The sequence below is a fragment of the Acinetobacter sp. ANC 4654 genome (assembly GCF_002135425.1).
Classification (GTDB): Bacteria; Pseudomonadota; Gammaproteobacteria; order Pseudomonadales; family Moraxellaceae; genus Acinetobacter; species Acinetobacter kyonggiensis.
The window spans coordinates 669849-695958 of sequence record NZ_NEGL01000001.1 but is presented as its reverse complement, the minus strand read 5'-3'; the positions used below and the strand labels follow the sequence as shown (position 1 = coordinate 695958).

Here is a 26110-nt window from a genome sequence, read left to right as displayed (position 1 = left end):
GGGATTTTTTTATTCATTTTTAATGCACGAACATATCGATATATTCACGGATTTCTTGAATGGCAGTTTCGACATCGGCTGTGAGCCATGTTGGTTCAAATAGCCCTGAATAATGCTCAAGACGATCTTGCGGAACAACCAAACGAATTGGACATTCTTCTTCTAATAAGCGCCAAGGGATGATCGGAACTTCATTGTCTAAAAAGGGTACAATATTACGAATATCAATCACCATTGCATTGATGCATTCGGGAAAAGGCATCACTGAAAATTCTTCAGTACGGCGGCGAAAATATTCTAAGTCACCCCATTTGAGTACATAGCTTGGTTTGTTAAATTCAATAATACCAATTAGATGTTCATCACGAGTGTAATGCAAGCAACATTGATGAGTGACATCAGTGTCCAAATCAAGCGTTACAGATTGTTGACGATACGCCATAAAGTTAAGCAGCATGAAAAACAAGGTGCATAATTATAGCTCATTTTCGCTTTTTCAGCAGCAAAAGCATTGTTCATCTTTATTCCTTATAAAAGATCAGCCTTTACTTGATTTATTTTTCTTGGCGTAGAGTCTGAAACCGTTTTTGAATATTCGTTTTAAACGCAATGAGGATTTCTGTTTTCCGCATCACTTTAAAAATTTACATGTATTCACCATCTCACTATGCTTTTATACACAACAGCGCAATAATTGTTGTTAGCATAAAATTACGAGGGAGAATATTTAAAAATAGAGGGGAAAACTTATGACACATGATTTTAATAAACCACCTCATGTCATTAGTGCAGAAGAAAAAACGCACAAGAAAAGAGTACCTGTATATATTTTAATTCTTATCGGTATTTTCTTTATTGCATTACTTGCCTATATGTTTGCAGATAGAGCGCCATCAGCCAATGATGCGGCTCCTAATCCTTCAGCTCAGCCTGCAACACCGAACAATACAACCACAGGTATGTCAGGTGGCGATAAAGATACCGCAAAAGGTTATTAACTGACTGGCTATTTAATTTAGCTTTTTATTCAAGCCCTAGTCTGCAAAGACTGGGGTTTTTTGCAATCTAATGTGCCATTTTGTTGTATTTGTGATGGTTAGTGTTGCTTAAAAAACAAGCAAAACCTAATGTATTTTGAATTGCATCATTTTAGGCTGAGTTCACTCAAGAGAACAGCATGATTTATACACAGTAAAAATTCAATAAGTAATAACAAGAGGAAATGACAACATGAATGAGTATTTTTCTGGAGCTCCTAGAGGCGCAGAGTTTGATGCCATGTACTATTGGAATCAATTTCATCCCATTTTAGCGGCTGTTGCTATTTTATTGATTGGTTGGATTGTTGCACTTGTTATTGCAGCAGGTGTTAAGAAAGTTTTAGAAAAATTGGGAACAAACCAAAAACTTTCTACTGCCACTGGGCATCGTTCCAATATAGAAAGTATTGTCTCACGTGTGGTGTTTTGGCTGGTGATGATCATTGCTGTGATTGGTGCATTAAATGTGCTGAATCTCACCAGTGTTAGTGGTCCATTTAGTAATATGATTCAACAGTTCCTGCTCTTTATTCCTCAACTTTTAGCGGCTTTGGCTGTTGGGTTTATTGGCTGGATTGTGGCAAATTTGGTCAAAGTTGGCTTGCAAAAGTTACTTGATCGAACACAATTGGATGAAAAACTCAGTGCGGATGTGGGTGTTAGTCCAATTAGCCAAAATATTAGCAATATTGTGTATTGGCTGATTTTGTTGTTATTTCTTCCGATTGTTTTATCTATTTTAGGTCTAAATGGATTGTTGTTCCCAATCCAAAATATGCTTAATGAAATGGTTTCATTCTTACCCAATATCTTTATTGCTGCTGTTATTGTTTTTGTGGGTTATATCTTGGCAAAAATTGTACGCGGTATTATTGAAGGTTTGGTGAATAGTTTAAATTTACAACAACAAGCACAGAAAATTGGTCTATTTAAAAATTCCAATTTGCCACAAGTACTCGGTTCATTTGTCTTTGCAATGGTCATTATTACGGCATTGATTATTGCGTTTGAAACTTTAGGCATAGAAGCCATTTCTCAACCGGCTACAGCGATGTTGTATGAAATTATGAATGCTATACCGCATATTATTGCGGCAGGGCTAATTTTAATTTTGGCTTATGTGGTTTCACGCTTTGTTGCCAATCTGGTGGTCGAAGTGATCGCTGGAACAGGTGTCGATGAAATACCTGCTAAGTTAGATGTGCAGCGCTTTTTAGGCACCACCAAAGTGTCTTGCATAGTCGGTTACTTGATAGTCTTCTTTACCATGTTGTTTGCTGTTTCTGAAGCCGCAAACCGACTGGGCTTTGGACAAGTCAGTGGACTGATTTCCATGTTTATCCAATTCGGTGCCGATATTTTATTGGGTGCTGTCATTTTATTGGTCGGTTTTTGGCTTGCCAATCTGGTGGCAAAAGTCATTGGGCGCGGTGAGTATAATAGTTCACGTTGGTTAGCCAATTTAGTGCGTATATTGATTATGGGCTTGGTGGTGGCTATGGGCTTACGTGCCATGGGTATTGCAGACTCTATTGTCAATTTGGCATTTGGTTTAACACTAGGCGCAGTTGCAGTCGCATTTGCTCTGGCTTTTGGTTTAGGCGGTCGTCAACCTGCGGAGCGTTTACTGTCAGAGTTAATGGATAAAGCCAAAAAACAAGCCTGCAAACCTAACCCGTTACATGATTCATCCGAACCAGATGAACACATTGCCTCTTTGACTGAACAAGTCGATTCAAGCGTAATGGCAGACGAATATCAAAGTACAGATGTCCCTGTCACCGAAGTTGATGTTGATCCAGCCCATAAACCCTTAAATAAACCTTTTGGCTCTACAGGAGAGGCAGAAGCAGATGTTGATCTTCATCCCAAAGATGATCCGAAATAACCGTTAAATTTTGCTCGGGATCGATCACCGTGATGTGGTCGATCCTTAATTTTATGCTCAATTGAGGAAAGGGTGATGTTAAAAAAACAACCGAATAAATTTATAGCACCAATTGTCATTGCAGGAATTACAGCAGGATTCTTGATTAGTGCATATAAATTTGTATTTGCCAAACCTAAGCAAACAATGGATCAGATAGAACATGATTATTCAGTAAATAAATCACCAGATACGAAAGATGAAAAAATAATGAATAAATGATTGTTTTTTTAATTTTTTATGCTATTTATAAATGACTATTTCATAAAAAATAAACATTTAGATTAATGTGAATGAAATATTTATAAATCATACTCGGATGAATGATTAGCAATAATAAAGGGGAAAATATTATGTTATTGAATAAAGTTTTAAAGACATTTTCGATGATGCTAGATGCCAATAAATCTGCTCATGCAGCAGAAGCAATGGTTAAAATGGAGATCACCATTGCTCGCTTGCAGCAGGCTAAACAGCTTGATTTATTGCGTACTGATTATTTAGAATAATTCAGTAGTGATTAAACATATTGCGATGCGGCATGTGCAGACGACCATGCCCATTGGAAATTAAACCCGCCTAAATGTCCTGAAACATCTAAAATTTCACCAACAAAGTACAAGCTTTTTTGCTTCTTACTTTCCATAGTTTTTGAAGATACTTCTGTGGTATCCACACCGCCCAAAGTCACTTCCGCAGTACGATAGCCTTCAGTTCCTGATGGTTTGACATCAAAAGCATGTAAACGATTGGCAATTTGTTCTAATTTATCATCGCTTAAATTACCAATTGCTATATCGGCTGATTCAGCCCAAATTAGGGTTTGTAATTCTAAAACGACACTTTTCGGTAAATGTTCAATCAATAAAGTACGCAACAAAACTTTTGGTTGGCTTTGTTTCTTGGCTTTAAAGAAGTCGATTAAATCCAGATAAGGCAGGAAGTTAATTTTAAAGCTTTGACCGACATCCCAATAATTCGAAAGTTGCAAAGAACTTGGCCCACTTAACCCCCGATGGGTAAATAACAAGGCTTCGGTAAAGCTGTTTAAGTCATTAGATAAGGTTGCATCAACAGCATTACCACTTAAACGTGTGGTGACTTCTTTAAACTGATCGGAAAAGGTAAAAGGCACTAAGCCCGCACGGGTCTGGTGTATATGATGTCCAAACTGCTTGGCGATGTCATAACCAATGCCTGAACCGCCTAAAGTCGGAACAGATAAACCACCTGATGCAACCACCACTGATTCAGCTTGGAAATGACCGAGCGTGGTTGCGACTTGAAAACTTTGATCGGCAATGGAGGTCACCGCTTTGACTTCACAACTGGTTTTAATTTCGACCAAGCCTGTTTTATCGCATTCAGCTAACAGCATGGCTAAAATTTCTTTGGCACCATTGAGGGTAAAGAGCTGACCGTGTTTACGTTCTTCATATGCAATACCATGTTGGCAGACCAAAGCAATAAAGTCCCAATTGGTATAGCGCGTGAGGGCAGAAATCACAAAATGTGGATTATGTGAAATAAAATTTTCAGGTTCGACATACAGGTTGGTGAAGTTACATTTCCCCCCACCAGACATCAGAATTTTTTTACCCACTTTATTGGCTTTTTCAAGCACCAGAACTTTACGACCACGTTCGGCAGCCATATAAGCAGTCATCAAACCTGACGCACCTGCACCTAAAACAATGACATCATATTGATTTGAAGACATGAAAAACTCACGGGAGATAAAAGCAGGGCATTATAGACAATTTTGCGCTCAATTTCAGGTTTGATCTTATTTGAGCGTTTTGCCTTGTAAACCCCCACTATGAATGATCAGAATTCTTGTATTTGGGGGGAAATAGTTTTTTTGAATTAAATCAAAAATACCGTAGAGCATTTTTCCGATATAGACCTGTTCCAAAGGAATAGTAAAATCCTGTTCAAATTTTTTGATAAATTGCATAAGTTCCGTTGGTGCTTTGGCATAACCGCCAAAACAATAATCATCCATGATGTTCCAGTTTTTTTTGACCGTATATTGGGCAACATCAGAAGATAGAAAATCACCTTTTAACGCAGAAAATCCCAAAATAGTTTGATGGGCTGCACTTGCTTCAATTAGCCCTGAAATCGTACCACCTGTTCCAACCGCACAGCAAATCACATCATAATTTTGTCGATCATGTTCGCTTAATATTTCCCGACAGCCTTGGATTGCAAGCGCATTGCTTCCACCTTCAGGAATAATATAGTGCTCGGGGAACTGTTGTTTTAATGCTGACAAATATTCGGGCTGATCTTTTTGTCGATACTGCTGGCGCGAGACAAAATGCAGTTGCATGCCGAAGTGTTGCGCCGTACTTAATGTTGGATTAAGCACTTTATGACTCAGTTCTTCACCGCGAATGATCCCGACACTTTTTAGACCAAATAGATGTGCTGCATAGGCAGTGGCAGCAATATGATTGGAATAAGCACCACCAAAGGTCAGCACTTTATCAAAGCCTTGTTTTTGTGCTTCTAGAAAGTTGTATTTTAGTTTGAAAAATTTATTGCCCGAAATTTGCGGATGAATTTGATCCAGCCGTTTAATGCTCAGACTGACTGAGGCATCTAGCGGTAATTTTTGATAAGCAATCGTTTGGGCAATACTGTCGAACATGGCTGAATCTAAATCAATAAGTTCAGCAGTATTGTACCCGTAGTTTTAGCAGCTAATAAAATTAAAGCTGTAAAATTAGCAAGTTCAAAGTCTATCTTGTGCAGGTGAATACGGGGTAGATGTTTTAAATTATATTTATTTGTAAAAATATCTTAAATAATTGAATTTGAATTAGAAAAAAAAGATCACAAAATGTGCATTAGTGCTAAGCTAAACGATATAACAATGATGAAAAAGAGGATATGTAATGAAAAAGCTATCCATCGGTTTATCTATTTGCTTGTTGGTTTTATTGACGGCTTGTGATGCAAAAGATGATTATAACAAGCCAAAAACTGAGGTACGTACCATGATTATTGGTGGTATGCCTGTTTATGAGCATGATTATCGTCTTAGCCAATTGAATGCCCGCGAAATTAAACCTGTCGTTCAACAGTGAGACGATTCAGTACATACGATGTTGGTTAACCAATCAATCACGTGCATTAGAAACCTCAAGCAAAGCTTTTCCTGTGATGGTTTTTGCTTGAGCATTTGATGAGTGAATCGAGCAATTGTATTTTTTATCTGGATAAAATGTCATAGTTGAATTGATTTGAAATATAAAATTATTAGGGTAATAAGCATATAAAACACGTAGAATTGGCTTACCCATTTTCACTCATTATTTAAGGTCAAAAGCATTGGAATCATTATTGATATTAGGCTCAATTACTTTGGCGCTGGTGTTGGGTGCAATTAGCCCTGGACCAACGTTTATTTATGTAGCAAAAAATTCAATTGCGATTTCACGTAAACATGGATTATTTACCGCTTTAGGTACAGGTACGGGTGCAGCTTTATTTGGCTTTTTAGCGGTCATGGGGTTGCAAGCTGTTTTACTGGCCGTGCCATCGGCTTATTTGGCTTTGAAAATTTGTGGTGGTTTATATTTACTTTGGCTGGCGTATAAAATTATTAAACATGCCAAAGAACCGATGCAAACTACAGATGGTGATGTAAAGCCCATGACCCATGCGCAGGCCTATCGTTTAGGTTTCATTACGCAGTTAAGTAATCCTAAAATTGCCATTATTTTAGCCAGTGTTTTTACAGCACTTTTACCGAAAGAAATTCCTACTTATTTTTATCTGGTTTTACCGATTTTATGTTTTTTTATTGATGCAGGCTGGTATTCATTGGTGGCAGTGGCATTATCGGCTGAAGGTCCAAGAAAAGTTTATTTAAAGTCTAAAGCTATTTTTGACCGAATTGCAGGCGGAGTCATGACCTTACTGGGCTTAAAACTCATTTTTGGTATGAAGTAGTTTTTTGCGTCATTCGCATATCGCGTTACTTTATCATTTTTAGAGCGAAGAAATGCATTAGGTGTTGCTTTAAGTATTTGAAAATAAATGTGAAAATTAAAAAATAAGCTGTAGAAAACAAAAGACCGACGATTCGAGTGATGTGAAATCGTCGGTCAAAAAATCTGTTGCAAATTTTAGCTAGGGCTGCTGTTCCAGACTAAAACTTGAAACTTATTAAGTTTATTGCTTTAGGAAAAGTTCACCGCAAACATTGTGGATGCCGGTACAAATTAACGGGTTTATGAACTTCTTACCTTCTATAACGTAGGGGTTTACAGATTGGTTGACAATAAAATGAAAAAAAACTCATTTTTTTTTATAATGGTGATCTAAACGTTGTTTACGTAGGTACATAGTGTCACTAAATCGATATTTTTTATGGTTTTTTTTATTTTGCTTTATTTTTACCTGTATCTGCGGTGTTTTAGCCGCTTTATTGCCTACAGGCATGGGCGGTATTTTGACTGTAATACCGTATTTAACAGCAATGATTTTAGTGCTTTATAAGTTTTTAAAACAACAGCAACGTGCACCAAGTGATCAAGAGCGCAAAAAAATAACTTTAGGATTTAGCCTGATTTTCTGGGGCTATAACCTTGCCTTTTTGTTGGTTGGAATTTTAATTTTTTCTAAAGGCGATCCCGATATTTGGCAAAATTTCCTATTTTATCTAAAAAATCCACAATTTATGAGTGTGGTGATGGTGATGATTTTGCTGATTGCGATACCACTATATCTCTTAACCTATTGGTTTTATGGTAAACAAGCACAACGTATGGCGAAAAAAATGTTTGGTTGATCAATGCTTCATGCTTGAATTTTCACCGCTCTTGATCTATAGATAGAAGAAACAAGAGAGATCATGAAATGCAAAAGGCATGTGTATTGATCACAGGTGCAAGTGGTTTTATTGGTTCGCATCTCATTGCTTATTTATTGGCGCGTGATTATGCGGTGGTTGGACTCACGCGACAAAAAGATAAGCTGTTTCGTCATCCGAGTCTGATTTGGATTCAGCAGCTAGATGAACTGAAAACCGATCGTATCGACTACGTGATTAATCTTGCGGGTGAAAATATTGGCAAGGCACGTTGGACAGCCAAAAGAAAACAACAGTTAATCCAGAGTCGCGTTGAAACCACACAAAAACTCTATCGTTACTTAGAAAAAAGACAGATTTTTCCCAAGCGTATTATTTCAGGCTCTGCTGTGGGCTATTACGGCATTGATCCGACTGAGCAATGGACAGAAGTCTGTACTGAACAGTTTGCGCCACAATCTATTTTTATGTCGGAACTGTGTCAGTTATGGGAACATGCTGCATTAAGTTTTCAGTCTCAGCAGACTAAAATTGTACGTTTTGGGATTGTCTTTGCAAACAACGGTGGCATTCTTCCGCAAATGTTATTGCCAATTAAACTGAATTTAGTTGGGCGTATTGGGCAGGGGCGGCAACCTGTGGTTTGGGTACATATTCAAGATGTGCTACGCGCAATTGAATTTTTAATGACCAAAGAAACTGCGGCTCAGATTTTTAATGTGGTTTGTCCAGAAAAAATGACCCAAGCGCAATTTGCTTATATTGCTGCACAGCAACTCAAACGTAAACCTTGCCTCTCTTTACCAGCTTTTGTTTTGAAAGGAATATTGGGTGAGCAATCGCAATTGGTTTTAAATGGTCAATATGTGCAACCCAAAGCATTGCAAGATGTAGGGTTTGAGTTTAAATATCCGACCTTAAAACAGGCTTTGGAAGATATTTTAGGGGCTAGTTAAGGTGTTGGCGGTCAGCCTTGTTGGACAAAAAGCTGTTGGGTCGAGCAAGGTCGGTTGTTTCAGTATGAGCTGTCTTAATAGGCGTGCAGATGCAGGTCCCATACATAAACCATTACGGAAATGCCCAAAGTTTGCCCATACATTATCAAGCTCTGGCATTTTCCCAATATAAGGCACACCTGTCGGTGAACTCGGTCTTAAGCCGGCCCATTGTTTGACGATTGGAAACGCTGCCAGTTCAGGCACCATCTCGAAACATGCCTCTAAAATGGTCTGTTGGGTCGCAGCAGTAGGCGTGGTGTCGAAACCACAATTCGCCATGCTTGAACCGCACACCACATGCCCATCTAAACGTGGAATTAAATACATCACGTTATTCATGCACATGGTGGGCAACCAGTTTTGTGGGGTTTTAAACAGCACCATTTGTCCTTGTACAGGCTGTACAGGAATATCTAAATCGAGTTGTTCAGACCAATGTTTAGACCAAGCGCCCGTCGTGATTACAAACTGGTCTGCGAAATAGGTTTGCTGATTTTGACTACGAATGGATTGAACTTTACCATTCATAATATTGAACTGTTCAATTGGACAATGTTCAATAAATTCAACTTTAGGATGCTGCTTTAAGTAGCCAATCATAGATTGTAACAATCTTGGATTACGCACATTGGCAATCTGTGGGAAATACATGGCATGTTGAAATTGCGGATGAATGAAGGGATTCACTTGTGCCAATTGTTCTGCTTGTAAATATTCAGCGTGCTGCATCGGTTGTTGAAATTTCTGGGCGTAATTTAGCCCTGTTTCAAAATCAGCTTCATCAAAAATCAGTAGACCTGTTTCATGAATTTCAAAATCAATGCCTGAAATGGGCTTTAATTTTTCATTCCAGTTTAAATACAGTGACTTTCCGTGTTGTGCCAATTGATTCACAGCATGCGGATAGCGCCACGGATACATTGGGGAGAGAATTCCGCCACCAGCCCATGATGCGGCTTGACCTGCATGTTGCTGATCGAAAATAATGACGGAACATCCTTGTTCCACAAGCTCTAAAGCAGACATTAGACCGCTAATACCTGCTCCAATAATGGCAATTTTCATCGCTTGCGTCACTTGTCCTTAGTTCATGTCTTTGAGTTTAAGTGCAGCTTGTTCTGCAAAATAAGTCCAGATCCCGTCTGCACCTGCGCGGCGACAGCTCATCAGTGATTCAATAATCACGTCATCGGATAACCAGCCATTTTGAATTGCACCCGCCAGCATCGCGTATTCACCGCTGACTTGATAGACAAAGGTCGGAATAGCAAAATTGTCTTTCACTTCACGCACGATATCCAGATAAGGCATCCCCGGTTTCACAATCACCATGTCTGCACCTTCTTGAATATCCAGTGCAATTTCATGTAAGGCTTCAGCGCGGTTGCCGATGTCCATTTGGTAATTATATTTGTTGCCACCTTTGAGGTTACTGGATGAACCGACGGCATCTCGGAAAGGACCATAAAAGCTCGAGGCATATTTGGCTGAATAGGCCATAATATTGGTATAGATATGACCATTGGCTTCAAGCGCAGTACGAATTGCACCAATACGACCATCCATCATGTCACTGGGTGCAAGCACATCGGCACCTGCTTCAGCATGACTTAAGGCTTGTTTAATTAAACATTCAATGGTTTCATCATTCAGCACATAACCCGTGTCATCAATAATTCCGTCTTGACCATGTGTGGTGTAAGGATCAAGCGCACCGTCAGTGATGAGGACCATTTCGGGTAATTCTTTTTTCAGTAAACGAATGGTGTTTTGCACTAAACCATTTTCATGCCAAGCCGCTTCAGCGGTTAGGCTTTTATCTTCTTGTGGTGTGACTGGGAATAAAGCCAGTTTAGACACCCCGAGTTTCAGTAAGCGTTCTGATTTTTTTAACAGCAGATCAGCAGACAGACGCTGAACATTGGGCATACTTGGAATATCTTGGGTTTGGTTTTGCCCCGGAAGTACGAATACTGGATAGATGAGATGATCGGTCGTCAATTGGGTTTCACGTACCATAGAACGCAATTTATCATTTTTACGAATTCGACGCATGCGAGTGGCAGGAAATGCAGGACGATTGAACGTATAAGTCATAACAATCTCATTGATCAGTATTAAACTAGCGCTATTGTAGCCCTAGAATTGGCTTTTAGGGCATAAGTTAATGGCTATTTCTCAAATTAAGGTATTCGAGCAGACTATGACGCAAGCAGATAAAAATTGGACTGGTAACATACATTTAGGCGCGAAGGTCGATATTGATGTTGTCCTCAAACAGTTGTGTCATGCATTTAATAGCTCTCCTTACTTTAAACACAATGAGATGCTGATGCGTGTGGTGGATGGGCAAATTGAAGCTTACATTGAAATGCAGCCTTTTATGATTGGTAATGTGGCTTTTCAAATTTTGCATGGCGGGGTCGCTGCGACGATTCTCGATAGCATTGGTGGTATTGCGGCTATGGGCGAGTTATATAAAAAGGCGGAAGCCGATGAACTGCCTGATACCATTAAAAAAGTGACGCGTTTGGCGACAGTCGATATGCGCGTTGATTATTTGGCACCGGGTCGTGGCAAATATTTTATTGCGCGTGCTGAAACTTTACGTTTGGGTCGTAAGGGTTGCACCATGCGGATGACCTTGGTCAATGATGAAGATAAGCCGATTGCAACCGCGATTGCCTCTTATGCCTATTAAGCGTGTTTTTAACGTATTTGGTTAACAGATAAAATAGACTGATTTTTTGGCATTGAATGAAAATTGAATGCCAAAATCATTTTAAAGACTGATCAGTTACATTTTTATTCTCGCATCATGATTTTTTGTTATTAAAATGCGCCATCAATATTAAATAAAAAAATGACTTTCTCATCGCCACCATCTCATGACATGGATGGTCTTGCATATGTGTTCGTTTTATATTTATCAAAATGACATCTATGATGTGTGGTGACCAAGTCTGTTGGATGTAGGAATAATCATGACAGATGCTCAAAATACCTTAGCAGAAACACCATCAAATGAAGATATTTCGGATGTTGCTTTAAAAGCAAAACGAAAGAAAGCCTTAAGCATAGTCGCATTGATACTTATTGTTGCTGCTGTTGCATATGTAGTGTGGACTGTGTTTTTTAATCACTCCGTCAGTACCGAAAATGCTTATGTGGGTGCAGAAACCGCATCTATTACCTCTATGGTTAGCGGGCAGGTTTTAGATGTGATGGTCAGTGACACTCAAGCAGTCAAAAAAGGCGATGTGTTGGTGCGTGTCAATCAGCGTGATGCTGAAATTGCACTGGCTCAGGCACAGGCTGAATTGATGAAAGCACAGCGTCAATACAAACAAACACAAGCCAATAGCAGTGCTTTAAATTCTCAAGTTTTTGTCAGCGATGACGGCATTCATAGTGCAGAAGCACAGGTGGCGAAAGCACAAGCAGAGCTAAATAAAACACAAAATGACTTGGCACGCCGTAGTCAACTCAGTGCATCTGGGGCAATTTCCAAAGAAGAACTGAGTACTGCCCAAAGTGCGGTAAATAATGCACAAGCAGGTTTGGATTTGGCGAAAGCAGGCTTGGCGCAAGCGCAATCGGGTCAAAAAGCGGCACAAAGTACCTTGGCTGCCAATGAAGCATTGATTCGTGGTAGTAATGAAACTTCGGCTCCCGATGTATTGATTGCACAAGCACATTTAAAACAAGCCATCCTTGATTTGGAACGTACCGAAATTCAAGCGCCGTTTGATGGAGTGATTGCACGTCGTAATATTCAAGTTGGACAACGTGTCGCACCGGGTACAGTGTTAATGATGTTGGTACCTATTTCGAAACTGTATGTCGATGCTAACTTTAAAGAAAGCCAGTTGGCTAAAGTTAAAGCAGGGCAGAAAGCGGTACTGACCTCTGACTTATACGGTGATGAGGTTGAGTTTCATGGCACAGTGATTGGATTTTCAGGCGGAACAGGTTCAGCATTTGCTTTAATCCCTGCACAAAATGCCACAGGTAACTGGATTAAAGTGGTGCAGCGTTTACCTGTACGGATTGCGCTTGACCCGAAAGAATTAGCTGAACATCCTTTACGTGTAGGCTTATCTATGGAAGCGAAAATTAACCTCGCTTCGAAGTAGTGGCTTATGAATAATAACTACGTACCATTTGGCGACCTTAAAGGAGGGCGCCTCATCCTTGCGGCTTTTGTGTTGGCATTGGCGAACTTTATGGTCGTATTGGATATGACCATTGCCAATGTTTCTGTGCCGCATATTACCGGCAGTTTAGCCGTTTCAAGTTCACAAGGCACATGGGTGATTACCTCCTATGCCGTTGCCGAAGCGATTTGTGTTCCACTGACTGGATGGTTGGCGGGACGTTTTGGTGCAGTCAGGCTATTTATCATCAGTTTGATTGGCTTTACTGTATTTTCAATTTTATGTGGCTTATCGACCAGTTTAGAAATGCTGGTGATGTGTCGTATTGGACAAGGGCTATTTGGTGGGCCAATTATGCCGCTCAGCCAGACCTTGCTGATGCGTATTTTCCCTCCAGAAAAGCAATCCCAAGCCATGGGTATGTGGGCGATGACCACCGTCGTAGGGCCGATTCTTGGCCCTATTTTAGGCGGTTCAATCAGTGACAATTTATCTTGGCACTGGATTTTCTTTATTAATATTCCAGTCGGAATTTTTTGTGCGGTTGCCGCATTACGCTTATTAAAACCTGCTGAAACGGCTATTTCAAAAATTAAAATAGATAGTATTGGCTTATTTTTACTGATTATCTGGATTGGTGCATTGCAGTTGATGCTAGATTTAGGGCATGAAAATGATTGGTTTAATAGTACTTTTATTTGCGCTTTAGCGGTGATTACTGTCGTTGGACTGATTGTTTTTATTATTTGGGAACTCACCGAACGGCACCCTGTAGTGAATATTCAGATCTTTCGCTATCGTAGTTTTACCATTTCAGTGTTGTCACTGGCCTTTGCGTTTGGGGCATTCTTTGCCAGTATTGTACTTATACCACAGTGGGTGCAGATTAACTTGGGCTATACCGCAACATGGGCCGGTTACCTCACTGCAACCATGGGCTTTGGTAGCTTAATGATGTCACCGATTGTGGCGAAAATGGCAACCAAATATGATCAACGTGCTTTGGCCTGTTTTGGTCTGATGTTATTGGGTGTTGTGACCCTGATGCGGTCATTCTGGACCACTGATGCAGATTTTATGGCATTGGCATTGCCGCAAATTTTACAGGGTTTTGCCGTCCCATTTTTCTTTATTCCGTTGTCGAATATGGCACTGGCTTCGGTCAAGCCACATGAAATGGCATCTGCCGCAGGACTGATGAATTTTTTAAGAACTATGGCTGGGGCAATAGGTGCATCCATTGCGGTGACCATGTGGGATGATCAAGCAAAAGTTGCACGCAGTGAAATAGTGAGCAATTTACATCCTGAAAGTACGCAAAGTACTTTGATCCAAAGTGGAATGAGCTCAGATAGTGCTTTGGGTTACATTTCCAGTTTGGTCGATAAAGAGGCCTTAACTTTGTCAGCAAACCATGTGTTTTTAATCTTATCGATGGTCTTTGTTTTTGCAGGATTAATCATTTGGTTGTGCCCAAAACCTAAAGTTGGTGGTGCGAGTCAACCTATGCATTAATCTGCCGTGTTTATAAAACTGTCTCTGCGTCTCCGATACAGAGACAGTTTTGATTAGATGTCCGATTTTGACCGTTTTAACGCAGTTTTCCATTGATTCAAATGGAATTGGCGCTGATCAATACCCATATTGGGTTCAAAGGCACGATCCAGTTGCCAAGATTCTGAAATTTCAGACATATTGGAAAAAATCCCAGATTTTAAACCTGCCATAGCCGCAGCACCCCATGCGGTCGATTCCAACATTTTGGGGCGAAGTACGGGAACATTCAGAATATCGGCTTGGAATTGCATCAACATATCATTTTGACTGGCACCACCATCGACACGCAATTCTTTCAATGGGTGTGCAATATCAGATTGCATTGCAGTTAAAACATCGGAAACTTGAAAAGCAATCGATTCCAAGGCTGCTCGTGCTATATGGGCTTTATTGGTGCCACGTGACATACCACAAAGTAAGGCACGTGCATCGCTATCCCAGTGGGGTGCACCCAGTCCTGTAAAGGCGGGAACCAAGACCACACCATCGGTATCTTTGACTTGGCAAGCCAGCTTTTCGACTTCATTACTATGCTGAATAATGCCTAAACCATCGCGTAACCATTGCACAATGGCACCTGCCATAAATACACTGCCTTCAAGGGCATAGGTGGTTTGATTTTGGCATTTCCAAGCCAGTGTACTGAGTAATTTATTCTGACTAAATTGAACTTCATGCCCTGTGTTAAACAGCATGAAACAACCTGTACCATAGGTATTTTTTGCTGTACCAATTTCAAAGCAAGATTGACCAAATAAAGCAGATTGTTGATCCCCTAAAATACCCGTAATCGGAATATTGGCACCCAGTAGACCTGTTGCTGTATCTGCGACATAAGTGTCGGATGAAATAATTTTAGGTAAAACAGAGTGGGGGATATTAAAGAGTTCAAGTAATTCCTCATCCCACTGTTGGGTCTGTAGATTCATCAGCATGGTGCGTGAAGCATTACTGGCTTCAATGACGTGTTCAGCACCTTGAGTCAGATTCCACATTAACCAGCTATCAACCGTGCCAAAAGCAACATGCCCTTGTTCAGCAAGATCACGTAAACCTGCTACATTTTCCAGTAGCCAAACCAATTTCCCTGCACTGAAATAGGGGTCGATGCGTAAACCTGTTTTATGGTGAATTTTATCGTGTAAATTTTGCAGTGTGAGTTGGTTACACCACTCGGTTGCACGGCGGTCTTGCCAAATAATTGCAGGGGATAAAGGTTTACTGTTTCGTTTATCCCAAACGATGGTGGTTTCCCGCTGGTTGGTCAGTCCAATCGCTTTAATGTCTTTGGCCAGAATGCGAGCCGATGCTAGAGCTTGTTGTACCACTGCAATTTGTGTTGTCCATATTTCTTGAGCATCTTGTTCCACCCAACCCGAATGCGGTGTTTTGATGTGGGTTTCACGTTGGGCTGTTGCTTGAACTTTTCCATGTTCATTGAAAATAATCGCACGACTAGATGTCGTCCCCTGATCGAGTGCAAGTAAATAACTCATAATTTTTTCTATTATTAGACTTGAAAAGTAAAATATTAGCTCAATTATGTAATTAAACGCATCTAGTTATGTAAAAGTTTAGAAAATATATCGTAATTTTTGACATTCATGCTATGATTGCGCAGTACTTTGGGGGTGTTTCTGGCTTCGACGCTGGTGATGAAACTCATAGATGCATGCCGAGAGCGCATTTTCTCTCGTAAATCAAATTTGCATTTTTTAGTCGCAAACGACGAATCATACGCTCTAGCTGCCTAAGGGCAGCTTGTCCGCCTCTCCGAATACTTGTGGTTAGAGAGTCCGACTGAAGCGCACGCACACAAGGCCGTATAAAACCAAGCCTCGGGGTTTTGTACTAAATTAAGAGGATCGCGATTTGTACCCTGTTCGTCGGGTCACAAAGAGTTAAAACAATAGACGATATCTAAGCATGTAGTATTCTCGAGCGTAATGCTGGCGGACGCGGGTTCAACTCCCGCCACCTCCACCAAATACCTTCCCAAACATGGCAAAATATGCCAAGTTTTGGAACTGAAAGGCTTAATCCTAAAGGGGTTAAGCCTTTTTTTATGCCTAAACATACCTAGACATAAAAGCATATAGTGTTGCTTTCTATGTATCCCCACGTGTATCCTTTAATAAAAATTGAACTCAAGGGATACACGGTTAAATGAAAAGATCAGAAATAAAACGCCGTCCTTTGTCTGATACTGTGATTGCCAATCTTGAAGCAGAACTAAAAGAATATCGTGAGCTTGACGGCAATGGCCTGTATATCAGAGTAAAACCCGATGGTAATAAGTCATGGCAACTTAGGTATAAAAAGCCCGATGGTAAGTGGTCGTGGTTAGGACTAGGGGGTTATCCTGAAATCAGTGGGCAATTAGCACGTAAGAAAGCCAAAGAACTTTTAGATGATGTATCTAGGGGTGAAAACCCAATTATTTCAAAACAGGAACGCAAACGGCAAGAAGTGGAACAGAATAATGCCACTTTTGAACTACTGGCTCGTGAGTGGTTGGATACCAAATTAACTTCATGGGTAGCAGACACAATGACCCGAAATAAGGGAGCATTAGAAAAGCATGTATTTCCTGTTTTTGGCAAACGCTTGTACACCACAATCAAGCCAATTGAGTGGATGAATCATTTAAAAGGTATACAGCAGTCACAGGGTATATATGAACAGGTGAACCGTGTCCGTGCGATGTGTCGTGATATTTATGACTTTGCAAAGGTTACAGGTCGAATTGATTACAATCCATTAGAGGGTATTCAAAAATACTTACAGCAAGGTAAAAAAGAAAACATGGCTCATGTGAGTGAGGCAGAGTTACCAACATTAATCCGAGCAATTAATAATTACCCCACTATGGACGTAAGAATGGGATTACAGCTTTTAGCTATGCTGTTTTGTCGCCCTAGTGAGCTAAGAGGGGCTAAATGGGATGAGTTCGATTTAGAACAAGGCTTGTGGAATATCCCTGAAGAACGAATGAAAAAACGCCGCGAGCATGTTGTACCTTTGCCTAAGCAAGCTATTGCCATACTTACTGAATTAAAAACTTATGAAACCAATTCAGAGTATCTATTCCCCAGTAGATCGGACAAGAGCAAACCAAAATCGGATACAGTTTTTATCATGGCTTTACGGCGCATGGGCTTTGAGGGTAGACAGACACCACATGGCTTTAGACATATTGCCAGTACCTTGTTAAATAATCGTGGTTTTGATGAACGTCATATTGAGGCTGCTTTAGCTCACGTTAAGGACGGCGTAGCAGGGGTCTATAACAAAGCCCAATACTTACAGGATAGGGAAAACATGATGCAATGGTATGCAGATCATTTAGAAGAAATAGCAGATCAGAGCATTATTCAGTTTAAAAAAGTTAAGTGACAAGACTTGTCGTAGTAATACCAATACATACACAAATATAGCTTAATATCATTTATATTCAGTTTGCTAAGCCTAGCCCGACGGGGCGAAAGTCGAATACCCAATTTGATTGGCTTAGCTATTTCTTGGGGTGCTGTGGGAGGTATATATGGCTAATAAGCTTTTTTTAGATGCATCATTTGTTAGAATATTTGATGTTTATGATAATTACATAAGGAAACATACTGACTACAGTATTTCTTTTGAACAGTTTTATATGTCACTGTACCAGAAAAAAATAAAATTATATTTTCATACTTACAACATAGGAATAAAAGCAGATATAGCAATTTTCCCAATAAGCTTAGATGGTGTGGATAGATATGGTACAGGTGATATAGATTTATATTTTGATAAATATAGAGATTGGAGAGAGAAAAATAATGCTGTAATTACATCAATAAATACTACATTAGATAATAAAGTGAATAAATTCAGTGTTGATGGTGGAATTTTTTTCGAACTTAATCATAAAAACTATATGGATATTAAAGTGGGGAATTCAATATATATGGAGTTTTTACCTTTAGATTTATATTCTATGGATGGCGATGTAATCTTTAGTGAGGATGAGGTTTTTTCAGTATGTGAACAGCATTTTCAAGATGAAGAAATGCCAAGTATTCATATAGCATATACTGAGTTTTTATCTGTAATAGATAAATGTATGACTATTCCAGAATTGAATAAAAATGAAGAGATAGGTGTACACACTTTTAAGGTTAATGAAAAAGATATTTTTATAAAAAATGATGATGTTATGGCTATATTAAATAACAATTTCTATGATGATATGGAGCCCGAACCTCAAAAAATAAAAAATGAGGCAAAGCCTATCGGCATAAGTCAGGAAAAGATTGAGGCTAAGAGATATGCAAAAAATATTGCTGATTATTTATGGAAAAAGGATAAAACAAAAGAAATTAAAATTGGTCAAATGTGTGAAAATGTTTACTCTGCCTTATTTGAGACAAATCATAAAGATCAATTGCCAGATAGAGTTATTTCAATTAGATCATGGATTAAGGATGTAGCTCCAGCTTATGCCAGTGAGGCTGGGAGAAATAAAGAATAATTTATAGCAACATCCGCTTAATATAGATTAAGTAGACCTTGCTTACTATTACAATATAAAAATGATAAACATACTAAGCCTATACTCTTTCATGTATGGGCTTTTTTATGTCGATCAAACCTATCCGCGTTCAATTTAAAACAGCTTGTGAGTTATTGGACATAAGCCGTGAAGCACTGCGCCATAAAGTGCGTACCGATGCCTCTTTCCCACGCCCGATCAAAGAGGGTGATACCAAACAAGCACCAGTCTATTTCGACTATGCTGAGCTTGTAGACTGGCATAACAGCCAAAAGCAAAGTCTTGCAGTATTGGAGGCTTAAGCATGAATCCAATAGCCTCTTTCTCAGGTATCAAAATGGATCATTTAGAAATTGCTAATTTAGTCCATAAACGTCCCGATAATGTTAAGCGAACTATTGAAAGCCTTGTAGATGCTAGCATTATTTCCCACCCTCAAATTGAGGATGGGATTAAATCGGCAAATGGGGTAATACCTAAGGTTTATGTCTTCTCTGGTGAACAAGGTAAGCGCGATAGTATTATTGTGGTAGCGCAGTTATGCCCTGAATTTACGGCACGACTGGTAGACCGCTGGCAAGAATTAGAACGGCAATCAAAGCAACAGACAGTTGATTTAAATAATCCTCATGCACTACGCAAAGCTCTACTTGAATATACAGAACAGGTCATCGAGCTTGAGCATAAAAATATTGGTCTAGAGCGTTCTATCCAGACCATTACTCAAACGCCTACAGGTGTGAAATTTCAGCAAGCTTGTAAAATTCTCAATATTAAGCGTCAAGTTTTAGCAGATTGGTTGCGCTCTCATGGATGGGATAGACGACTTCAAAATGTTCGTGCATCCACTTACTACAGCCAAGAACGTGGTTACTGCGAAACTAAGTATGAAGAGCGAACAAAAATCAAGGCCAATGGCGAACTAGGAAGCTATAGCCAAATTGAATTTTTTATCCTACCGAAGGGTATGGACGTTTTGGTTAAACATTTCGGCATGACGGCTTGAAGCATGAAGAACCTCTTTCACAACCTCCTAAAACTGTTCTCAGTTTGGGCAATAACTATTTTTCCTGTTGCAAGCTGTGGACGTTTTGCTTATGCTAACGGCGTTCACCCTCATGGTGAATTAGCTTTGGTCGGCTACACATACACAAGCGCATACAGTCCGCTCAGGGCTTTTTTTATGCGTAAAATCTCTATGCGTTCGCATTTTATGGTGAAGCTGGAGAGGGACACTTTCGAGTGTGCAGGTTTCTTGTGTTGCCTGTCGACCAACCCTTTTCAGCTTTGCCACCCTCATTTGGTCGTGAATGGCAAAGCTCCTAAACAAGCACAGGAGCGCATTAATCATGCCTAATATCCATCAAATTACACGCCAGCGTATCCAATCTGCTGATTTTGCCCATAAGCAAAGTTTCGTTAAGCGCATTTCCTCAATGCTTAAAACAGCATGGGGAGTGTAATCATGTCCAATTCTAAAAAACCGTATAACCTTACTTTAGGCTGTATTGAAAGTTTTTATATCCCACACCCAGAAGCCGATTATGCAAATGCTCAGGATGTTGTATATAGCATGGTATCCAGTGCTAAAAATATCTCAATTGCGACGTGGAGCTGTTTTAAAGATGGTAGAGAGTTAGCCGTTAAGGGCGAGGTTGTTGCGGACCTAATCTATGAGCTACAAACAAAATTAGAAATGATCGAAAGAATCCTGCCTTTGGCTTTTCAAGCTGAGGAGGTCTAATCATGTCTAAAATCAATTCTAATAACACGCCTAAAACTTATGATGCTGGCGACATGGTTGAAGCCTATTTACTTGCCTATGAACAAATGGCTGACACAAGTGTAATGCTAGGGGTTATTGCTAATGAACTTGAACGCACCAAAGAATATCTAAGCAATGTCTACAATGTCCCTGAATTATGCTTTAACAACCTAAAACGCATTATTGCGATTACCAATACGATAGTTCAAGAATCGGCTGAATTTAATCAAGTGCAAGAACAACAATACAAAACAGAATGGGAAGCAAATAAAAAGGCGGTGTCACTATGAATAACACCGCCCAAAACTTTCAGCAAGACTTTGATAAGCCTGTAACTATATTAGCGCAAAGCACTACTCTAAATCCACTGGATGCAACATATCTAAGCCATTCAATCATTGAGCGTTTTGGTAATCCATTACAGCCGATCTATATTGACCCAAGTAAGGTAGAGATAAACGGCGTTAAGTATGAAAGCCCAGTGATCTTGCCTATTGTGAATGGGCAGCTGGAGCTTGTTCAATGTGCCGTATTGCAGGATGGCCAACGAGTATCTGTCATCCCCGATGGATTGGCCAAAGGTTTTGCAAGGTATGGTGATTTTGACCATGCCAAGCCTGTCATAATCACCTACAACCTAGAAGCATTTTTTAAGATTTCTCAAACCTGTTACGCCGTGGTATTGGTGATATTGCCGACTCTATGTAATACCCAGCCAACAGCACTCAAGCCTTTTGATTTTGAGCAGATTCAGTTTGTGATTCATCAATTATCAAAGGCGGGTTATACACAATTATATCTACCAGTACGCCCTGAACATATTCAGCTTGAAGCCTTTCAAAGCCTAGAGAAAAATATGACAGTTCGATTGCTGAATCAGTATCAAACCATTTTAGAAGGTGAGTTTTTTACAGAATTATCAAAGGACGAAAGCAAAGAGGAAGTTATCGCTTTTATTGATGAAGCTATAGAGCAACTGCCTAAATTTAGTCTGTTACCTAAAGGCCACTTGGCCAAGCCTTTTAGGATGGATGACGGCGCATTCCTGCATATTTTGGACAATGGCCTCTATCTGATTAAAGAAAAAAGAGATGAAGATGGGGAGCTTAAACAGACTCGTACTTTTATCTGTCATTCAGCCATTATCTTAGGTGAGGCGCGAAGCCTGAATAATGACAACTGGAAGCGTGTTATCCAGTTTCATGACAAGGACAATACTTTGCACCGGCTATTGATCCCTTATGAACATTTCATGGGGGAGGCACAGGAAGCCTTAAAGATTATTGCCAATCATGGCCTGATGCCCCCACGCCAAGCCTATAAGAAAAATGTATTCATCAACTACATTCAGGATTACCCAATAGAGCAACGCTTTAGGTGTGTAGATCGTGCCGGATGGCATGGCTATTGTTTTGCCACACCGAATAAAACCTATGGCAACAGTGAAGATGAGGAACTACTTTTTCACAGTGACAGTAAAAGCCCTTACACCTTATCGGGGAGCTTTAAAGAGTGGCAGGAACTGAGCCAATTAATTGAACCTCATGCTTTAGCAGTATTAGCATTCTCAAGTGCTTTTTCGGGACAGTTGGTTTTGCCCTTAGGTGCTGAAAGTGGTGGTTTTCATATCTATGGTTCATCAACGGATGGCAAAAGTACCGTTACCAAAGCATCATGCAGTATCTGGGGTAATCCTAAGCATATTTCTAAGTCATGGCGAACCACAGACAACGCTTTAGAAAATGAAGCAGAACTCAGAAATGATAGTTTTTTAAATCTGGATGAACTGCGCCAAGCAGTACCCAAAGCCGTGTCTGATATTGTCTATATGCTTACAGGTGGCCAAGGTAAAGCCCGAAGCACTAAGGCCGGTAAAAACCGCGATGCCAAGCAATTTAGCCTCATGTATACCTCTACTGGTGAAGTCACCCTTGAGGAGCATTTGCGCCGTGGCAATATCGAACTGGATGCAGGGCTATTACTTCGCTTTGCACATATCCCCAGTGATGCAGGGAAAGGCTACGGCGTATTTGACTGTATTAACTACGGCACAGCACCACAGGACATAGGCAACCGCATAAATGAACTGGCATCAAAGCATTATGGCCATGCAGGTATTAAATGGCTGGAGTATCTGACTCAGGATAAAGATACAGTCATGCAGAAAGCCCAAGCGCTACTGGATAGTTTTGTTGAGCAGCACAGTCAAATCAAGAATGGCCAAGCCAGCCGTGTTTTACGCCGTTTTGCACTTGTGGCCACTGCTGGAGAACTGGCAACACAAGCAGGCATTACAGGATGGACACAGGGCCGTGCATTTGAGGCTGTAGCACACTGCTTTAATACGTGGCTAGGTAATCTAGGCAACGGCGAGAATATGGAAGAAACTAAAACCCTTGAGCATATCAAGGCATTCTTTGAGGCCAATGGTACAAGCCGTTTTGAGGATCTAACCGTAATCAGGCAGGCGGATGGGGAAGTGTTACGGCAAAGGATTCATAACCGTGTTGGCTATTATGATCCTGATTCGGGCCATTACCTTGTATCAACAATCATGTTCAAAAAGGAAATGTGCATCGGCATGAATGAAGCCAGTGCTAAAAAGATTCTAAAGGTGAGTGGATGGCTTGATTGTGAAGATGGCCGTTACACCAAGCGAGTGGGCGGTAAGCTGCCTGATGGTTCACGTCCAACCATGATGCATTTTAAGGTCGATGCTATACAGAACTTTAATAATGAAATCTAGAAATGATGATTATTCATTGTGACGAGTGTGACGTAATGCTTTATTTTGATAATAAGACACTGTTATATATAGTATTTACCATGTCACACTTTTTATTTATAGCAATATTTAACAGTGTGACGTGACTGTGACGAGTGTGACACATATTCTATCTCAAGAAAAAACGTCACACTTGCATGTCACAGTGTCACAATTTAAATCAGTTAGATTACTTAATGAATGTGACGTATTTTTATTAGATAAATATATATAAAACATGATCTTAATTAGATGCGTCACAAACGTCACACTTGTCACAGTGAAAAAGACATATATGGGGTTGGAGAAAGAGAAGCCATGCAGAATCTAGATAGTGAAATCTGAAAACATTATTTATTAGGTGGGCGTAGTGGACAAGGTGGACATAGGAATAATATTAATAGCTAATATACTGTTATATATAAATATTAGTATGTCCACTTTATATCAATAGATCTATTTTAATGGGTGGATATAAGGTGGACACGATTCAACACAATCTATTCTGTCCACCTCATCTATTTTTTATGTCCACCTTTTTATGATGTAAATTGATACATAGGTGGACTAAATTAATTATTTAAAAACATATATATAGTGACCTACGTCCACTTTGTCCACCATGTCCACTTAAAAAGATACATACATATTCACCAATAGAAAAGCAGATGTTAGAATTAAATATTGTGAATTTGTTCATTAAGATTTTTAGAGTTAAATAAGTAGATTTCTGTTTCTTTAATAGGACTAAAGTAATTTCGTGGTCCCTTGTAATTCAGGGTCTGAAAGATAAGTGAGTTGAATAAATTAAGGCAAGATATGAAATTTTCTTTTTCTTCATATTTACTTGATAAATTATTACTTTTAGCTTTTGGATGAGCTACTTCATTTCTAAGATTTTTCCATGCCTCTGTTTCCTTTCTACTTAAAATTCCAGAGTCGACTAATAAAGCTAATGCTTTATTGGCTGTAATAGTTTTTAAGTACGAAATTGAATTTTGTAGCCTTTCTTTATATACGCCATCAATTTCTAAGTTTTTAATAATTTTTTTAATTTCTTTAATATCATGTTCTAAGACTTCATCTTTTATTGATTGTTTATAAATAGGAATGAATATGTCGTTTAATAAACCCTCAATTGCGGTTGTTAATGCTAGGTTAGTAATATCTTGTTCTGATTTGAACGATATCCAGACTCTACGCCATTGTGCATATATACTAAGAAAATGTTTTGGGTTTTCTTTATATAGTCGAATAGAGTTTCTCAAAATATTAAAATGATACTCTCCATCGTGAAACTCTGGATTAGAAAGATTACTTGCAATCGCAGAAACATAATTTTTCTGGAGATAAAGTTTATTTGTACTATAAAAAGTATTAACTTTTTGATTGGAGGAAATATGGTTAGAATAATATGGTTGCAATAGAATGCCTGAACAGAATCCTAAATAAAATGTTACGCAATCCAACATTAATTCAGGATTTGTACATTCTTCAATAGAAATAAAACCTGTCTTTCCATGATCATCTACGATACGAATTTTTAAATTTTCTTGATCAAAGTCAATTATGGATTCATTCCATGCAAAAGATTTACTTCCCAAGGAGGACACTACACTATTAGTTTTGTTTCTAGGAATATTGATGGTTTGATTAAATTCAATATAAAAATAATCTTTAGTATTTTTAGTAATCTCAGTTGTTCTAATTTTTTCTAATAAAATATGATGTACAGAGGATCTATGCATAGACAAAGTATGTAGTTCAATCTTAAAATCCTCTGCTTGGAATTCAATTCCATCTATAGATACTGCCTCCAAATAAATTTTCTGAGATTCATCAAAATGATCATCAGGAAGTCTTATTGACCAATTAAATTTTGGAATATTATTTTTTTCTAAGCAAATAAACTCTATGTAAAAAACACCATAATCATTAATTTTTATGATGCCGTATCCTTTTAGCACTATTCCATTTTTTTGATAAATTCTAATTTTTGGACAATGAGCTTCAAAAGAGTAATCACGTATACTTTTAAGTATTTTATCGGTAATCATATTTCACACACTTTACACAATATTATTTTCAAACAAAAATATAAGGTATTAATAGTACTTAGCAAGTTATGGTTGCAAGTTTATTTAAGATCGTCAGACAAGTACCTTTAAGAAAGGCGGTAAGGGTCTACGTATAGGCTTATTGCGTAGATGTAAATGGAAAGACCAAAGTGGCAATAAAAAAGAAGTGACAGAGATTAGAGCGGATGTACTGCAATTACTATGATGCTTATAAGCCCCTTTGATGGGCTTATGGCTATTTTTCAATGTTATTGATTTTTTTCGGATACAGGAATTCCTGTAGCGGTCAATTCACGTACTAATTTTTGTGTGGTTCTCTCCTTGAAGTTCATCTTTAATTTTTTCATTTAATTTATGCCATGAATGTATCCGCCGTATCTCGTCCACTTAAATGCAAGGCGTTGTTTGAAGGTAACAATAAATACCTAACTTAAAAGTAATACAGTTTGAACTGCATATCTGTTGATG

General features: G+C 39.1%; 27 protein-coding genes and 1 other RNA gene. 20 read left to right on the top strand and 8 right to left on the bottom strand.

Going from position 1 to position 26110, the window contains the following annotated elements; all coding sequences use genetic code 11:
* Positions 1-19: 19 nt before the first annotated feature.
* Positions 20-442, bottom strand: a complete 423-nt coding sequence (locus tag B9T24_RS03345; RefSeq protein ID WP_086164590.1) for a hypothetical protein — start codon at positions 440-442, stop codon at positions 20-22.
* 307 nt (positions 443-749) lie between these two features.
* On the opposite strand from B9T24_RS03345, the gene B9T24_RS03340 reads away from it, so the two are divergent.
* From B9T24_RS03340 to B9T24_RS16865, 4 genes are all read left to right on the top strand, one after another.
* Positions 750-998, top strand: coding sequence for a hypothetical protein (locus B9T24_RS03340; RefSeq protein ID WP_086164473.1), 249 nt, complete (start codon positions 750-752; stop codon positions 996-998).
* Between the two features lie 232 nt (positions 999-1230).
* Entirely contained in the window at positions 1231-2928 is a 1698-nt protein-coding gene (locus tag B9T24_RS03335; protein ID WP_086164472.1) for a mechanosensitive ion channel, read from the top strand.
* A 75-nt stretch (positions 2929-3003) separates the two neighbouring features.
* A complete protein-coding gene (locus tag B9T24_RS03330; protein ID WP_086164471.1) occupies positions 3004-3189 on the top strand; it encodes a hypothetical protein in 186 nt (61 codons plus the stop codon).
* Between the two features lie 131 nt (positions 3190-3320).
* Entirely contained in the window at positions 3321-3476 is a 156-nt protein-coding gene (locus tag B9T24_RS16865; RefSeq protein WP_171264827.1) for a hypothetical protein, read from the top strand.
* An 11-nt stretch (positions 3477-3487) separates the two neighbouring features.
* Here B9T24_RS16865 and B9T24_RS03325 read toward each other — a convergent pair whose 3' ends face one another.
* Positions 3488-4687 (bottom strand): NAD(P)/FAD-dependent oxidoreductase, encoded by a 1200-nt coding sequence (locus B9T24_RS03325; RefSeq protein WP_086164470.1) that lies wholly within the window; start codon positions 4685-4687, stop codon positions 3488-3490.
* 66 nt (positions 4688-4753) lie between these two features.
* A complete protein-coding gene (locus B9T24_RS03320) occupies positions 4754-5623 on the bottom strand; it encodes a 1-aminocyclopropane-1-carboxylate deaminase/D-cysteine desulfhydrase (RefSeq protein WP_086164469.1) in 870 nt (289 codons plus the stop codon).
* Positions 5624-5870: 247 nt separating this feature from the next.
* Between B9T24_RS03320 and B9T24_RS03315 the strand changes: the two genes are divergently transcribed.
* The gene (locus B9T24_RS03315; RefSeq protein ID WP_086164468.1) at positions 5871-6062 is read left to right on the top strand and encodes an NF038215 family lipoprotein; all 192 of its coding nucleotides are present in this window, start codon (positions 5871-5873) and stop codon (positions 6060-6062) included.
* A 33-nt stretch (positions 6063-6095) separates the two neighbouring features.
* On the opposite strand, the gene B9T24_RS17015 is transcribed toward B9T24_RS03315, so the two are convergent.
* A complete protein-coding gene (locus tag B9T24_RS17015) occupies positions 6096-6278 on the bottom strand; it encodes a hypothetical protein (protein ID WP_086164467.1) in 183 nt (60 codons plus the stop codon).
* Between the two features lie 28 nt (positions 6279-6306).
* Here B9T24_RS17015 and B9T24_RS03305 point away from each other — a divergent pair, with 28 nt between their 5' ends.
* The 3 genes from B9T24_RS03305 to B9T24_RS03295 all read left to right on the top strand — a co-directional run bounded on the left by B9T24_RS03305 (position 6307) and on the right by B9T24_RS03295 (position 8748).
* Positions 6307-6930, top strand: coding sequence for a LysE family translocator (locus tag B9T24_RS03305; RefSeq protein WP_086164466.1), 624 nt, complete (start codon positions 6307-6309; stop codon positions 6928-6930).
* Between the two features lie 394 nt (positions 6931-7324).
* The gene (locus B9T24_RS03300; protein ID WP_086164465.1) at positions 7325-7771 is read left to right on the top strand and encodes an ABZJ_00895 family protein; all 447 of its coding nucleotides are present in this window, start codon (positions 7325-7327) and stop codon (positions 7769-7771) included.
* A gap of 68 nt (positions 7772-7839) precedes the next feature.
* Positions 7840-8748: a TIGR01777 family oxidoreductase gene (locus tag B9T24_RS03295; protein ID WP_086164464.1), complete on the top strand. Its 909-nt coding sequence runs from the start codon at positions 7840-7842 to the stop codon at positions 8746-8748.
* Here the strand turns inward: B9T24_RS03295 and thiO are convergent.
* Positions 8734-9855, bottom strand: coding sequence for a glycine oxidase ThiO (gene thiO / locus B9T24_RS03290; RefSeq protein WP_086164589.1), 1122 nt, complete (start codon positions 9853-9855; stop codon positions 8734-8736). The two genes, B9T24_RS03295 and thiO, sit on opposite strands and share 15 nt — an antisense overlap.
* Positions 9856-9873: 18 nt before the next feature.
* A complete protein-coding gene (gene hemB / locus B9T24_RS03285) occupies positions 9874-10887 on the bottom strand; it encodes a porphobilinogen synthase (protein ID WP_086164463.1) in 1014 nt (337 codons plus the stop codon).
* Positions 10888-10993: 106 nt separating this feature from the next.
* Here hemB and B9T24_RS03280 point away from each other — a divergent pair, with 106 nt between their 5' ends.
* The 3 genes from B9T24_RS03280 (at position 10994) to B9T24_RS03270 (ending at position 14462) form a co-directional block, all read left to right on the top strand.
* Positions 10994-11491: a thioesterase family protein gene (locus tag B9T24_RS03280; protein WP_086164588.1), complete on the top strand. Its 498-nt coding sequence runs from the start codon at positions 10994-10996 to the stop codon at positions 11489-11491.
* Positions 11492-11774: 283 nt separating this feature from the next.
* Positions 11775-12926 (top strand): HlyD family efflux transporter periplasmic adaptor subunit, encoded by a 1152-nt coding sequence (locus B9T24_RS03275; RefSeq protein ID WP_086164462.1) that lies wholly within the window; start codon positions 11775-11777, stop codon positions 12924-12926.
* Between the two features lie 6 nt (positions 12927-12932).
* Positions 12933-14462: a DHA2 family efflux MFS transporter permease subunit gene (locus B9T24_RS03270; protein ID WP_086164461.1), complete on the top strand. Its 1530-nt coding sequence runs from the start codon at positions 12933-12935 to the stop codon at positions 14460-14462.
* Between the two features lie 53 nt (positions 14463-14515).
* Here the strand turns inward: B9T24_RS03270 and glpK are convergent, their stop codons facing one another.
* Complete coding sequence (gene glpK / locus B9T24_RS03265) at positions 14516-16000, bottom strand: glycerol kinase GlpK (protein ID WP_086164460.1); 1485 nt, start codon at positions 15998-16000, stop codon at positions 14516-14518.
* A 131-nt stretch (positions 16001-16131) separates the two neighbouring features.
* Between glpK and ssrA the strand changes: the two genes are divergently transcribed.
* From ssrA to B9T24_RS03220, 9 genes are all read left to right on the top strand, one after another.
* Positions 16132-16490: a transfer-messenger RNA gene (gene ssrA / locus B9T24_RS03260) on the top strand.
* A gap of 180 nt (positions 16491-16670) precedes the next feature.
* Positions 16671-17900: a tyrosine-type recombinase/integrase gene (locus B9T24_RS03255; RefSeq protein WP_086164459.1), complete on the top strand. Its 1230-nt coding sequence runs from the start codon at positions 16671-16673 to the stop codon at positions 17898-17900.
* A gap of 148 nt (positions 17901-18048) precedes the next feature.
* Positions 18049-19014 carry a hypothetical protein gene (locus B9T24_RS03250; protein ID WP_086164458.1) on the top strand — a complete coding sequence of 322 codons (966 nt, stop codon included), beginning with the start codon at positions 18049-18051 and terminating at the stop codon, positions 19012-19014.
* A 107-nt stretch (positions 19015-19121) separates the two neighbouring features.
* On the top strand, positions 19122-19337 hold the full coding sequence (locus B9T24_RS03245) for a transcriptional regulator (RefSeq protein WP_086164457.1): 216 nt from the start codon (positions 19122-19124) through the stop codon (positions 19335-19337).
* A gap of 2 nt (positions 19338-19339) precedes the next feature.
* Positions 19340-20041 (top strand): phage antirepressor KilAC domain-containing protein, encoded by a 702-nt coding sequence (locus B9T24_RS03240; RefSeq protein WP_086164456.1) that lies wholly within the window; start codon positions 19340-19342, stop codon positions 20039-20041.
* A 3-nt stretch (positions 20042-20044) separates the two neighbouring features.
* The gene (locus tag B9T24_RS16860; RefSeq protein WP_171264826.1) at positions 20045-20392 is read left to right on the top strand and encodes a hypothetical protein; all 348 of its coding nucleotides are present in this window, start codon (positions 20045-20047) and stop codon (positions 20390-20392) included.
* Positions 20393-20500: 108 nt separating this feature from the next.
* On the top strand, positions 20501-20779 hold the full coding sequence (locus B9T24_RS03230) for a hypothetical protein (RefSeq protein ID WP_086164455.1): 279 nt from the start codon (positions 20501-20503) through the stop codon (positions 20777-20779).
* 2 nt (positions 20780-20781) lie between these two features.
* Complete coding sequence (locus B9T24_RS03225; RefSeq protein WP_004651079.1) at positions 20782-21090, top strand: hypothetical protein; 309 nt, start codon at positions 20782-20784, stop codon at positions 21088-21090.
* Complete coding sequence (locus B9T24_RS03220; protein WP_086164454.1) at positions 21087-23546, top strand: DUF927 domain-containing protein; 2460 nt, start codon at positions 21087-21089, stop codon at positions 23544-23546. Before B9T24_RS03225 ends, B9T24_RS03220 begins: the two co-directional genes overlap by 4 nt.
* Before the next feature lie 695 nt (positions 23547-24241).
* On the opposite strand, the gene B9T24_RS03215 is transcribed toward B9T24_RS03220, so the two are convergent.
* Positions 24242-25621 (bottom strand): hypothetical protein, encoded by a 1380-nt coding sequence (locus tag B9T24_RS03215; RefSeq protein WP_086164453.1) that lies wholly within the window; start codon positions 25619-25621, stop codon positions 24242-24244.
* Between the last annotated feature and the right edge of the window lie 489 nt (positions 25622-26110).